The sequence below is a fragment of the Achromobacter sp. FW305-C-13 genome, from assembly GCF_058783475.1.
The window spans coordinates 772,099-785,300 of record NZ_JBYSYN010000003.1 but is presented as its reverse complement, the minus strand read 5'-3'; the positions used below and the strand labels follow the sequence as shown (position 1 = coordinate 785,300).

Annotated in this window: 9 protein-coding genes and 1 other RNA gene; 7 read left to right on the top strand and 3 right to left on the bottom strand. The window is 64.5% G+C overall.

The window, feature by feature from the left end:
- From pheA to gyrA, 3 genes are read right to left on the bottom strand one after another with little or no spacing between them, the layout of a single operon-like run.
- Entirely contained in the window at positions 1 to 1,086 is a 1,086-nt protein-coding gene (gene pheA / locus AC3WMU_RS22480) for a prephenate dehydratase (RefSeq protein WP_280025421.1), read from the bottom strand.
- Entirely contained in the window at positions 1,079 to 2,209 is a 1,131-nt protein-coding gene (serC, locus tag AC3WMU_RS22475; RefSeq protein ID WP_006225151.1) for a 3-phosphoserine/phosphohydroxythreonine transaminase, read from the bottom strand. Before serC ends, pheA begins: the two co-directional genes overlap by 8 nt.
- On the bottom strand, positions 2,209 to 4,878 hold the full coding sequence (gene gyrA / locus AC3WMU_RS22470; protein WP_492282999.1) for a DNA gyrase subunit A: 2,670 nt from the start codon (positions 4,876 to 4,878) through the stop codon (positions 2,209 to 2,211). Before gyrA ends, serC begins: the two co-directional genes overlap by 1 nt.
- Before the next feature lie 413 nt (positions 4,879 to 5,291).
- Between gyrA and ompA the strand changes: the two genes are divergently transcribed.
- The 7 genes from ompA to AC3WMU_RS22435 all read left to right on the top strand — a co-directional run bounded on the left by ompA (position 5,292) and on the right by AC3WMU_RS22435 (position 13,198).
- The gene (gene ompA / locus AC3WMU_RS22465; protein ID WP_006225153.1) at positions 5,292 to 5,873 is read left to right on the top strand and encodes an outer membrane protein OmpA; all 582 of its coding nucleotides are present in this window, start codon (positions 5,292 to 5,294) and stop codon (positions 5,871 to 5,873) included.
- 150 nt (positions 5,874 to 6,023) lie between these two features.
- Positions 6,024 to 6,752, top strand: coding sequence for a bifunctional 2-polyprenyl-6-hydroxyphenol methylase/3-demethylubiquinol 3-O-methyltransferase UbiG (gene ubiG / locus AC3WMU_RS22460; RefSeq protein ID WP_006225154.1), 729 nt, complete (start codon positions 6,024 to 6,026; stop codon positions 6,750 to 6,752).
- On the top strand, positions 6,749 to 7,423 hold the full coding sequence (locus AC3WMU_RS22455; RefSeq protein WP_006225155.1) for an HAD-IA family hydrolase: 675 nt from the start codon (positions 6,749 to 6,751) through the stop codon (positions 7,421 to 7,423). Before ubiG ends, AC3WMU_RS22455 begins: the two co-directional genes overlap by 4 nt.
- A 342-nt stretch (positions 7,424 to 7,765) precedes the next feature.
- Complete coding sequence (locus AC3WMU_RS22450; protein ID WP_006225156.1) at positions 7,766 to 8,941, top strand: MFS transporter; 1,176 nt, start codon at positions 7,766 to 7,768, stop codon at positions 8,939 to 8,941.
- 90 nt (positions 8,942 to 9,031) lie between these two features.
- Positions 9,032 to 9,421, top strand: a transfer-messenger RNA (tmRNA) gene (gene ssrA, locus AC3WMU_RS22445).
- 365 nt (positions 9,422 to 9,786) lie between these two features.
- Positions 9,787 to 10,947: a non-hydrolyzing UDP-N-acetylglucosamine 2-epimerase gene (gene wecB / locus AC3WMU_RS22440; protein WP_424626369.1), complete on the top strand. Its 1,161-nt coding sequence runs from the start codon at positions 9,787 to 9,789 to the stop codon at positions 10,945 to 10,947.
- Positions 10,948 to 10,981: 34 nt separating this feature from the next.
- Positions 10,982 to 13,198: a cellulose biosynthesis cyclic di-GMP-binding regulatory protein BcsB gene (locus AC3WMU_RS22435; RefSeq protein ID WP_492282998.1), complete on the top strand. Its 2,217-nt coding sequence runs from the start codon at positions 10,982 to 10,984 to the stop codon at positions 13,196 to 13,198.
- Positions 13,199 to 13,202 lie beyond the last annotated feature (4 nt).

The following is a 13,202-nucleotide window of genomic DNA, read 5'->3' as shown; positions in this document are numbered from 1 at the left end:
TCACGGCGCCGGGTAGGAACCCAGCACTTTCAGATAGGCGACCTGCGCCTGCAAGGTGGCAAGGGCGCGCTCGACGTTCGGATCGTTGCGGTGGCCCAGGACATCAACGTAGAAATAATATTCCCACTGACCGGTGCGCGCGGGGCGCGACTCGAAGCGGGTCATCGATACGCCGTTGGCCGCCAGCGGGGCCAGCATTTCATACACGGCGCCCGCACGGTTCGGCACGGCCAGGATCAGGCTGGTCTTGTCCTTGCCGCTGACCAGCGGCTGGATGTTGCCGATGGCCAGGAAACGGGTCCGGTTGTGCGGATCGTCCTGGATGCCGGCCGCGACGACCTGCAAGTTCCAGGCGGGCGCGGCCACTTCGCCGGCGATCGCCGCAACGCTCGGGTCACCCGCCGCTGCACGCGCAGCCTCGGAATTGCTGGAGGCAGCCACGCGTTCCAGGTCGGGATAGTTGCGCGTCAGCCAGCCCTGGCACTGAGCCAGCGCCTGCGGATGCGCGGATATTGTCTTGATGCCGTCCATGCCGCCCGATTGCGACATCAGGCAATGGCGGATGACGAGCGAGCGTTCGCCCAGGATCGTCAGCGGCGTGTTCAGCAGCAGGTCCAGGCTGCGGTTGACGGCGCCTTCGGTGGAGTTCTCCACCGGCACCATGCCCACATCCGCCTGGCCAGCCTCGACCGCGCGAAACACCTCGTCGAATGACGCGCAAGGCAGCTTCTGCACAGCGTGGCCGAAATGCTCCAGCGCCGCCTGCTCGGAAAACGAGCCTTGCGGCCCCAGGTACGCGACGGTCATGCCGCGCTCCAGACCGCGACAGGCCGAGATGATCTCGGTCCACACCGACGCCACACCCGCATTCGGGAACGGGCCGGGGTTGAGCTGCTGCAAGCGGCGGATGACTTCGGCTTCACGCTCGGGGCGCAACACCGGGCCGTCCGCTTGCGCGGCATGCTTGGCCTCGCCCACTTCCAGCGCGGCGCGGGCGCGCTGCGACAGCAAGTCGAGGATCTGCGCGTCCAACGCATCGATGCGGGCGCGCAAGGGAAGCAGCTTGCGCTGCAGATCTTCATCCATAGCGGCGCTCGAATTCCTTCAGGTACTCGACCAGCGCCGATACCCCGGCAAGGGGGACGGCGTTGTAGATGGAGGCGCGCATGCCGCCCACGCTCTTGTGGCCCTTTAGTTGTGTCAGACCCGCCGCATCAGCGCCTTGCAGGAAGGCGTCATTCAGCGACTCATCGCGCAACACAAACGGCACGTTCATGCGCGAACGCACGGGAGCGTGAATGGGATTGCGATAGAAATTGGTGCTGTCCAGATAGCCGTACAGCAGGTCGGCCTTGGCCTTGTTGGCGGCTTCCATGCCGGCCACGCCGCCATTGGCCTTGACCCACTTGAACACCAGCCCCGCGACGTAGATCGCGAAGGTCGGCGGTGTGTTGTAGCGCGAATGATCCGCGGCCACATTGGCGTAATCGAAGGCGGACGGGCAGATCGGCAAGGCGTGGCCGATCAGGTCGCGGCGGGCGATGACCATGGTCACGCCAGCCGGGCCCGCGTTCTTTTGCGCGCCGGCATACATCATGCCGCAACGCGTCACGTCCATCGGACGCGACAGGAAATGCGAAGACGCATCGACGACCAACGGCACGTCGGGTGCGCCCAGCGCGGCGGTGTCGGGCCAGTCCATGAACTCGACGCCGCCGATGGTTTCATTGCTGCACAGGTGCAGGTAAGCCGATTCCTTGCGCACATTCCAGGTATCGACCGGCGGCACCCAGGTCAGCGGGCCTTGCTCGCGGCCATCGAGCTGGATGGCCTGCTCGCTGCTTGCCGCCACATGGGTGCTGCCATAGCGCCCGGCTTCCTTGTACGACCGCTTGGACCAATGGCCCGTCACGACGAAGTCGGCAGCCGGCGTGCTGCGGCGCCCCATGAGATTCATGGGAACGATGGCGTTTTCCCCGGAACCTCCGCCTTGCATGAACATGACCGCGTAGTCAGCGGGCAAGCCCAGCAGCTCACGCAAATCGGATTCGGCTTCGTCGCAGATCTGCACGAAGTGCTTGCCGCGATGAGACATTTCCATCACCGACATGCCACTGCCATGCCAATCCAGCATCTCAGCTGCTGCTTGCTGCAATACCACCTCGGGCAAGGCCGAGGGGCCTGCCGAGAAGTTCCAGGGGCGGGCCATTATTGCTCCGTAGGTTCCGTCGAATCCGTCGCGTGCGCGGCATCAGTGCTGTCGTCGCCGCCTTCGTCCGGGCCGTCTTCGCCCAGGTCGCCGTCGTCGTCAGCATCGCTTTCCACGACACGGCGCACGCCGGACAGCGTGCTGCCGTCGTCAACGTTGATCAGCGTGACGCCCTGGGTCGCGCGGCCCATTTCGCGGATTTCCGCGACACGGGTGCGCACCAGCACGCCGCCGGTGGTGATCAGCATGATTTCGTCGGTCGGGTTGACCAGCACCGCACCCACGACCTTGCCGTTGCGCGAGCTGGTCTGGATGGCGATCATGCCCTTCGTGCCACGGCCATGGCGCGTGTATTCGCCGATCGGCGTGCGCTTGCCGTAACCGTTTTCGGTGGCGGTCAGCACGGTCTGCGTTTCGTCGCCGGCAACCAGCAGCGCGATGACGGTCTGCGTTTCCTCGAGCATCATGCCGCGCACGCCACGGGCGTTGCGGCCCATCGGACGCACGTCGTTTTCGTCGAAGCGCACGGCCTTGCCCGAATCCGAGAACAGCATGACGTCATGCTGGCCGTCGGTCAGGTCGGCGCCGATCAGGTAGTCGCCATCGTCAAGGTCGACGGCGATGATGCCGGCCTTGCGCGGGTTGGAGAAGTCGGACAGCGGGGTCTTCTTGACCGTGCCGCGCGAGGTCGCCATGAAGACGTAGTGGTCTTCGCTGAATTCCTTGACCGGCAGCACCACCGTGATCTTCTCGCCGTCAGCCAGCGGGAACATGTTGACGATGGGCTTGCCGCGCGAATTGCGCGTGCCTTGGGGCACTTCCCAGACCTTCAGCCAGTACACGCGGCCGCGGTTCGAGAAGCACAGCAGGAAGTCGTGCGTGTTGGCGATGAACAACTGGTCGATCCAGTCGTTTTCCTTCATCGCCGTCGCCTGCTTGCCGCGTCCGCCGCGCTTTTGCGAGCGGTACTCGGACAAGGGCTGGCTCTTGATGTAGCCGCCGTGCGACAGGGTCACGACCATGTCGGTGGGCGTGATCAGGTCTTCGGTATCGAGCTCGGTCGCGTTCATCTCGATTTCCGAGCGGCGCGTGTCCTTCACGCCGGTCGAGAACTCGGCCTTGATGGCCTGCAGTTCGTCGGAAATGATCGTCGTGATGCGCTCGGGGCGGGCCAGGATGTCGAGCAGGTCGGCGATGGTGGACATGATGTCCTTGTATTCGCCGACGATCTTGTCCTGCTCCAGCCCGGTCAGGCGTTGCAGGCGCATGTTCAGGATTTCCTGAGCCTGCGTATCGCTCAGGCGGTACATGCCGTCGCCCTGCAGGCCGAACTCGGCGTCCAGGTCGTCCGGACGGAAGGCCGAGCGGCCTCCCGGCGTATCGCCATCGGCGCGCGACAGCATTTCGCGCACCAGCGACGAATCCCACGACTTCGCCATCAATTCCTGGCGGGCGACGGGAGGCGTCGGCGCGGCCTTGATGATGGTGATGAAATCATCGATGTTGGCCAGCGCGACGGCCAGGCCTTCCAGCACGTGGCCGCGTTCGCGGGCCTTGCGCAGCTGGAACACCGTGCGGCGCGTGACCACTTCGCGGCGATGCTGCAGGAAGTAGTCGATCATCTGCTTCAGGTTGAGCAGGCGGGGCTGGCCGTCGACCAGCGCCACCAGGTTCATCCCGAAGGTGTCTTGCAGCTGCGTGTTCTTGTACAGGTTGTTCAGGACAACCTCGGGCACCTCGCCGCGCTTGAGCTCGATGACCAGACGCATGCCGTCCTTGTCGGACTCGTCGCGAATATCGGAGATGCCTTCGATCTTCTTGTCGTTGACGAGTTCGGCGATGCGTTCCTGCAAGGTCTTCTTGTTGACCTGGTAGGGAATCGCGTCGATCACGATCGCCTGGCGATTGCCCTTCTCCATGTCTTCGAAGTGGGTCTTGGCGCGCATGATGACGCGGCCGCGACCGGTGCGATAGCCTTCGCGCACGCCGGACATGCCGTAGATGATGCCGCCCGTGGGGAAATCGGGCGCCGGGATGAGCTCGATGAGCTCATCGACCGTGCAGGCCGGATTGCGCAGGCAGTACAGGCAGCCGTCGACCACTTCCTGGAGGTTGTGCGGCGGAATGTTGGTGGCCATGCCCACCGCGATGCCCGAGCTGCCGTTGACCAGCAGGTTGGGCAGGCGCGACGGCAACAGCAGCGGTTCTTGCTCGCTGCCGTCGTAGTTGGGGCCGAAGTCCACGGTTTCCTGGTCGATGTCGGCCAGCAGTTCGTGGGCGATCTTGGCCAGGCGAATTTCGGTGTAACGCATCGCCGCGGCGTTATCGCCGTCGATCGAGCCGAAGTTGCCCTGGCCGTCGACCAGCATGTAGCGCATGGAGAAATCCTGCGCCATGCGGACGATGGTGTCGTAGACGGATTGGTCGCCGTGGGGGTGGTATTTACCGATGACGTCCCCGACGATACGCGCCGACTTCTTATAGGCGCGGTTCCAATCGTTGTTCAGTTCGTGCATCGCGTAGAGCACGCGCCGGTGGACGGGCTTCAAGCCGTCCCGCACATCCGGTAGCGCCCGCCCAACGATCACGCTCATCGCGTAATCGAGGTAACTGCGGCGCATCTCTTCTTCCAGCGAAACCGGAAGCGTCTCCTTGGCAAAGGAATCCATATATATAACGACAGAATCGTGTAAGGAGGAACCCGGGCCGGGTAAACAGGAAATTCTATCATTCGATTCCGATCCCGTTGGGCAGGGCCACGGGAAGTGGCCGATGAGCGACCTTTGCGGGCCGCCATCGGCAAGCCGCGGCCGGCCGTCGGGCCGCGCCCAATGGCCCTGTTGTCAAAAACCAACATGGAAAACCGATGGAGCGCCGAAAACGCCGTATCCAGCGTCAATGCGCCTCTCCAGGGAAGCCAAAGCCCCCCAAATGCCTTAAGATTGTTTCCAGCACGCAGGAAACCCAGTAGCTATTCCTTTGAACCAGCTCTTGGCGTTGCTATACTGGCCCCGTTTTCCTGATATGCGGCGGGGGTTCGCTGCGAGTCACTTATCCAGCTTCAAGCTCAACGAGGAGAAACATGAACAAACCCTCCAAATTCGCTCTGGCGCTCGCCTTCGCCGCCGTCACGGCCTCTGGTGTAGCTTCCGCGCAAACCGTGGACAACTGGCGCAACCCGTTCGGTAACGTTTGGAAAAACGGTACGAACGAACTGTGCTGGCGCGATGCTTTCTGGACCCCTGCCACCGGTATCCCCGGTTGCGACGGTGTCCCGGTTGCACAACAGAAGGCGAAGCCGGCCCCGATGGCGGCAAAGGTCGTGTTCAATGCTGACACGTTCTTCGACTTCGACAAGTCGACCCTGAAGCCCGAAGGTCGTCAGCTGCTGGATCAAGTCGCCCAGCAAGCTCGCGGTATCGAGCTGGAAACCATCATTGCTGTTGGCCACACCGACTCCATCGGTACTGACGCCTACAACCAGAAGCTGTCCGAGCGCCGCGCCGCTTCGGTCAAGACCTACCTGGTCAGCAAGGGTATCGACCCCAACCGTATCTACACGGAAGGTAAGGGCGAGTCGAACCCGATCGCTTCCAACAAGACGAAAGAGGGCCGTGCCCAAAACCGTCGCGTTGAAATCGAAATCGTGGGTAGCCGCAAGTAATTGCCGGACTAGCTACAATAAAGGGCCTCGCATAGCGAGGCCCTTTTTTTCGTCCGTCTTGCACCAATGTGGTGCGAAGGCGTGTTTCCTCCCCGCCTTCCCGCGACGGACTCCTCTATATAGATAGCGTCGCTTTTCGCTGGACCGCCCATGACCACGCAAATTCACGACTCCGAACGCCCCGCCGTCAACGCCGATCAGGCCGAACTGGACAAGTTCAGCGCCCTGGCCAGCCGCTGGTGGGACCCCGAAAGCGAGTTCAAGCCCCTGCACGCCATCAACCCGCTGCGGCTGGAATGGATTCAGGAGTGCGCGGGCAGCCTCGCCGGCAAGAAAGTGCTGGATGTGGGTTGCGGCGGCGGCATCCTGTCGGAATCCATGGCCCGCGGCGGCGCGGACGTCACAGGCATCGACCTGGCCGACAAGTCGCTGAAGGTCGCCCGCCTGCACGGCCTGGAATCGGGCGTGAAAGTGGAATACCGCAAGGTGCCCGTGGAAGAACTGGCCGCCGAACAGCCCGGTCAGTATGACGTGGTCACCTGCATGGAAATGCTGGAACACGTGCCGGACCCGGCGTCCATCGTTCGCGCCTGCTCGACGCTCGTCAAACCCGGCGGCTGGGTGTTCTTTTCGACCCTGAACCGCAACGCCAAGGCGTTTGTTTTCGCGATCGTCGGCGCCGAGTACGTCCTGCGCCTGTTGCCGCGCGGCACCCACAGCTACGACCAGTTCATCAAGCCCAGCGAATTGTCCGCAGCGGCGCGCGCCGCCAACCTGGAGCCGATCAGCATGCGTGGCATGGAATACAACCCGATCACCCAGATCTACTCGCTGTCGTCCGACACCTCGGTCAACTACCTGATGGCTACCCGTAAATGAGCGCCCTGATTCTGTTCGATTTCGACGGCACCCTGGCCGACACCGCCCCCGACCTGGCCGCCGCCGCCAACCAGCAGCGCACCCGCCGCGGCCTGGAGCCCATGCCCTACGAGGCATTGCGCCCCGTGGCGTCGCAAGGCGCCCGCGGCCTGCTGCGCGTGGCGCTGGATTTGAAGCCCGGCGACCCGGACTACGAGCCCACCCGCCTGCAGTTCCTGGAAGACTACGCCGCCAACTCGACCGTGCACAGCAAGCTCTTCCCCGGCATCGATACCCTGCTGGCCGATATCCGCCGCCGCGGCCTGTCCTGGGGCATCGTCACCAACAAAGTCACCTACCTGACCCTGCCGATCGTCGAATTCCTGGACCTGACGCGCGACAGCGCGGTGTTGGTCTGCGGCGACACGACGGCCCACGCCAAGCCGCACCCGTTGCCCCTGCAGCACGCCGCTCGCGAAGCCGGCTTCGCCGTGGACCGCTGCGTCTACGTAGGTGACGACCTGCGCGACATCCAGGCGGCGCATGCGGCGGGCATGCCCGCCGTGGCGGCCGCTTACGGCTATGTCGGCGAAGAAGACAACATCAGCACGTGGGAAGCGGAAACCTGCGCAAATACCCCTGCTGAGCTCTGGTCCGCCATCCAGCCTCTGCTGCCCAGCGACCTGCGCTGACACGCGATGCGCGGCGGACCACGCTGGGTCCGCCGTGTTGCCTGCCGATTGTTCGTTCCGAATTAGTTGACGCACCCGAACAATCTATCCGGTACCAGGACCTTTATCCGGATTCCAAAGTCCCTTAAAGTGTCACTCATGCAAGGCATTCGGGTGCCTCCCGATTGCCATTCCGGCCCAGGCCGGTGTTGCGGCAGTTCCCATCCGCAACCTCACGCCGACGGCATTCTGCCGCCGTGCAGCGCCCGGCCCCGTGCCGCCGCGCCCCCCCAGACCTTTTTAGTACGCCTACAACGCCCTGCCCCGCGCGCCGCCTGACGGCATCGCGCCAGAGGAATGCCTATGCTTTTGCCTATCCTGCTACTTTCCGCCGCCGGTTTCACGATCCTGACGACAGAATTCCTGATCGTCGGCCTGCTTCCCGGGCTGGCCCGCGACCTGAACGTCACCGTGTCGCAAGCCGGCCTGCTGGTCACGCTGTTCGCTTTCACGGTGGCCGCGACCGGCCCGCTGCTGACCGCGTTGATGGCCAACGTCGAGCGCAAGCGCCTGTTTATCGGCGTGCTGGTGCTGTTCGGTGTATCCAACGCCGTGGCGGCGATGGCCCCGAACATCTGGATCATGGCCGTGGCCCGTTTCGTGCCCGCCCTGGCCTTGCCCGTGTTCTGGTCACTGGCCAGCGCCACCGCCGTGGAGCTGGTCGGCCCGGCGCGCGCCGGCCGCGCCATCTCGATGGTGGCCTTCGGCATCGTGGCGGCCACCGTCTTCGGCATCCCGATCGGCGTGTTGATCTCGGATGCGTTCGGCTGGCGCGCGGCATTCTGGGTGTTGTCGGGCGTTGCCTTCGCCAAGGCGTTGCTCTTGCTGCTGGCGTTCCCCAGCACCCGGATTCGCGCCGACAGCGTCAAGCTGGTGACGCAGCTGCGCATCCTGCGCAACCCGATCGTGCTGGGCCACGTGGTGCTGTCGCTGCTGGTGTTCACCGGTATGTTCACGGCCTACACCTACCTGGCGGACATGCTGGAGCGGCTGGCCGGCTTCAACGGGCAGATCGTCGGCTGGACCATGATGGCCTTCGGTGGCGTGGGCCTGATCGGCAACACCTTGGGCGGCCGCATGGTGGACCGCAGCCCGCTGGGCGCAACCGCGCTGTTCTCGTCGATGATGGCGGCGGGCCTGGCGTTCGTGGCGCCCGTGATGCAATCCCATGGCCTGCTCGCCGTGGCGTTGGGGATCTGGGGCATTGCGCAGGCCGCGCTCTTCATCGTGTGCCACGTGCGCCTGATGAAAGCCGCGCCCGAAGCGCCGGCCTTCGCCGCATCGCTGAACATCTCGGGCGCCAACATCGGCATCGGGCTGGGCGCGGTGGTGGGCGGCAACGTGATCGACCACTACGGCCTGGCGTCGCTGGGTTGGGCGGCGTCGGTCATCGTGGCGATATCCGTCGCCCTGGCCTTCGCGCTGATGGCGGCCTCCCGTCCGCGCCAGGCGAAAACTGCCTGCGCCAACGCCGCCTGACCCGCACTTGTGTCCCCCGCGCCACGCCTGCACCGGCGGGCGCGGACAACGCAGCAGGCTATTGCGTTTACCAGTACAATAGAAGTTCTTGGGGCCGATCCGGATTCGACGTGGGTCGCGAAACAACTCAGGGCATGCCGAGCACCAGTTCGCTCGTTAAACCACTGGAAACACTACAAACGCCAACGACGAGCGTTTCGCTCTCGCCGCTTAAGCGGTGAGCCGCTGCACTGATCTGTCCTTGGGTCAGGTGGAGGAAGGCAACTTCCTAGGGGGGTAACCCTCGAACCACAGCAGCGACATTCACAAGGAATCGGTCTGCGCTGGGGTCACACGGCTCAGATTTAAATTACGTGAATCGCTTTGGTCCGGCCTGTCGGTTGGCTAAGTCCAAAGTTAAAACTAAATAAATCGACTACGCATGTAGAACTGATTGCAGAGGGCTTGCGGACGGGGGTTCAATTCCCCCCGGCTCCACCAAATTCCGCTTTATTGCGCAGTGCTTAGCAAAATGGCCAACTCCCCGGAGTTGGCCATTTTTTTGCCGCCACACAGCGCGCCATGGCATGACAGCACCGGTACTGTTGCCACTCGACGACACATTCACGACACCGAACGTAACAATGCGCCTGCTACGGGGTTTGGATCAAGTCATGATCGTTTCAAATGCGGCCCCATTTTTCCTCTGACACGCCCCGACGCGCTTTCGAACGACTGCCAAGACAGTGACGGAATATGTCCCCAACAGGCTTTATATTCGAAATAATCCGTCACATATTACTAATGCTTTCAAGACATAATAAACGCAAGGAAATGCCACCGGCGTCTGTGAGGTGACTCTTGCGATGAAAGTCCTTTCCATATTCGGCACACGCCCCGAAGCCATCAAGATGGCTCCCCTCGTGACGGCGCTTGAACGAGAGCCGCAGATCCAGAGCGTCGTGTGCGTTACCGGCCAGCATCGGGAAATGCTGGACCAGGTCTTGGCGCTGTTCGAGCTACGCGCCCAGCACGACCTGGACATCATGGTCCCCAACCAGACCTTGAACGGGCTTTATGCCCGGCTGATCAGCCGGGTGGACGGCGTCTTGGAAGCCGAACAACCCGACTGCGTCCTGGTGCATGGCGATACCAGCACCGCATCGGCGTGCGCGCTGGCCTCGTTCCACCGCCGCGTCCGCATCGGCCACGTCGAGGCCGGTTTGCGCACCGGCAACCTGGCCATGCCCTTCCCCGAAGAAATGAACCGCCGCGTCGTCGACGCGGTGGGCGACTGGCTATTCGCGCCCACGTCGGAATCGCGCGGTAACTTGCTGCGCGAGAACCTGGCGGGCCACATTACCGTCACTGGCAATACCGTGATCGATGCGCTGGCGATGACCTGCGCCAAACTGGACCCGCAGGGCCCCCTGGCCCGTCAACTGGAAGCCCGCTACGACTGGCTGGATCCGTCGCGCCGACTGCTGCTGGTGACCGGCCACCGGCGTGAGAGCTTCGGCGAGGGCTTCAAGAACATCTGCGCGGCGCTGGCAGAACTGGCCCATCGCGAAGACTTGCAGATCGTCTATCCCGTGCACCTGAACCCGCAGGTACGCAATGTGGTGATGACGGCACTGGGCGGCCTGTCGCACGTGCACTTGATCGATCCCCTGGATTACCTGGACTTCGTCTGGTTCATGCAACGGTCGCACCTGATCCTGACCGATTCCGGTGGGGTTCAGGAAGAGGCCCCTTACCTGGGCAAGCCGGTACTGGTGATGCGGGACGTGACCGAGCGTCCTGAAGCCGTGCGGGCGGGAACCGTGGCGCTGGTCGGCACCGACCCGCAGCGCATCGTGGCCGAAGTCGCCCGCCTGCTCGACAACCCGGAACTCCACGCGTCTTTCTCGCGACGCATCAATCCTTATGGCGACGGCCTCGCCAGCCAGCGCATCGTGGACGCCTTGTGCGGCCGCGCCGTATCGGAATTCGATCCCTACGGAACCGAGGCCGCCCCTTCTACCTGACTCCCCCGCGACGCCTTCCCTGCCCGGAGCCTCCATGCCCCACCCTGCCCTGACCACCCCCGTGACCCGTACGCTTTGCCGTGCCCTGATGGCCGCCGGCCTGCTGCTGCCGCTGGCCGCGATGGCCAGCCCTGCCGGCGACGCCTTGCGCCGCCTGCAAAGCGATGACTGGGTGACGCGCAACACCACGCTGCAGGACCTGGGCATCACGGAGCCGGTCGTGCTGAGCAATAGCGACGCGCGCCAGGACTTCTACCTGCCCGTGCCGCGCGGCGTACCCATCTCGGACGCGACGCTGAACTTCGACGCGAAATACACCAAGGGCGAGCCGGGGCGCACAAGCATGGTGCTGTGGGTGGACGGCGTGCCGCAGGCCGCGCAGCGGATCGCCGACGGCGACGGGACCGTGGACCGAAACCTGCAGGTAGAGCCGCGCCGCCGCGAAACGGGCTTCCTGCGGCTGGGCGTGGACTGGCAATCGGAGATCGCGCTGCGTCATTGCGAAAGCAACCGGGCCACGGCCAATGCGCTGACGATCTCGCCTCAGACCCGCTTGAGCTATCGCTACGACGCGTCGGCCATCGGCAATCTTGACGACGCCTGGGGCACCTTGCCCGGCAAACCGGTATTGATGGTGCCGGGCACCAAGCTGGACCAGCAGGCCTTCGACAGCGCCTGGCGCATTGGCGTGGCGATGGAGCGCACGGGCAAGCGCGTGTCGGTCAAGGCGTTTCCTTCGGTGGGCGACGAGATCGATACGCGGGGCCTGCAAGCCCCTGCCGGCCTGGGACAGATTCCGGCGTTCGCCGCCCTGGCGGACAACGCGAAGCACAAGCTGGCCAGCCCCGCCGAAATCGGCGCGCTGTTGGTGCTAGGCGCTCCGGCAGTCAGCGGCGACGTGGTGATCGTGGATGCGGCGCTGAGGGCGCGCTATAACGAGGCGCTGGATGCCTTGCAGGCGCAGTTGGCCTCTGACACCGACGCGGCCGATGCGTTCAAGGCCTGGCGCCAGCAACGCATGCCGCTGGCCGGCGCGGACCTGCCCGCCAAGGATATCCGGCTGTTGTCGCTGGGCCGCCAAGCGGTCATCGCGGTGGCTGCCGACGCCGGCGCCCAGGGCGCAGGCGCGTTTGACTCGGCCTGGCGCCGCATCCTGGTCACCCGCCAGGTCAATGTGAAGGCGGCCACGCCGCCGCAGACCTTCAAGGACGGCGGCTTGCGCCTGACGACGCTGGGCGGCACACCGGACAGCTTCGACGTGGTCGCGCGCGGGGACTGGAACACGACATTCCCCTTGGCGGCCGTGTCCTCGGACGGCCTGATGCCCGACGAATTGGTCATGGACCTGGCCGCGGCGCCCGGCGCGTCGTCGACCCGCCCCGTGGCCTCGGTCTTCTGGAACGGCATCCTGCTGGCCGCCAAGCAGCTGGATGCCGACGGCAAGCCTGAACGCCTGACCGCGCGGGTGCCCGGTTACGCGCTTGGCGTGACCAACGCGGTGCGGGTCACGTTCCAGCGCCAGCCGGTATCGGTGGATTGCAACGAGATTCCCCAGGGCTACCCCGTGAACGTCCTGCCCACCAGCTACGTCAAGCCGGGCAAGGCACAGCCAGATGGCACGTTCGTGGGCCTGCTGCCGCTGTTGGCCGGCAACCCGCAACTGATCATTCCGGACAGCTATCTGGCCGATGCGCCCGACAACATCAAGCGCGTGATCGGCATCGCGTCTGCCAGCGGCGTCTCCGCGACGCGAGCGGAACTGACGGTGGCGCCCGCAGGCCAGGCGGTCAAGCCCGGCCGGCCATTCGTAGCGATGGAGGTGACGGTGGAGGGGGCCAAGCCCATGGTCCAGGTAACTGACCGCAAGCAACTGAAGGTGGACGGGAAGAACGCGACCTGGCTGGACATCTCGGGCCTGGACCACTTGAGCACCGCGGAAGTCGTCAGCGGCGGCGGCCAGGACGGCCTGTTGTGGCACACGCTGGGCCAGCATCCCGGCATGCTTGACGCCCCCTTCGTGCTGAACCGCGGCAACGTCGCCCTCATCGGCGCGACGGGGCCGGTGGCCTGGATCGACAGTGCCAACCCCGACGCCAGCCACCCGCCGGGCGCAGGCGAAAGCGCCTTCTTCGAATGGCGCCGCTATATCTCGTGGAGCGTGCCCGTCATCAGCATCAGCATGCTCGTCCTGATCCTGATCCTGATCGTGGCCCTGCGCGTGAACCGCAGGAAAAACAAGGACCACGCGTAATCCG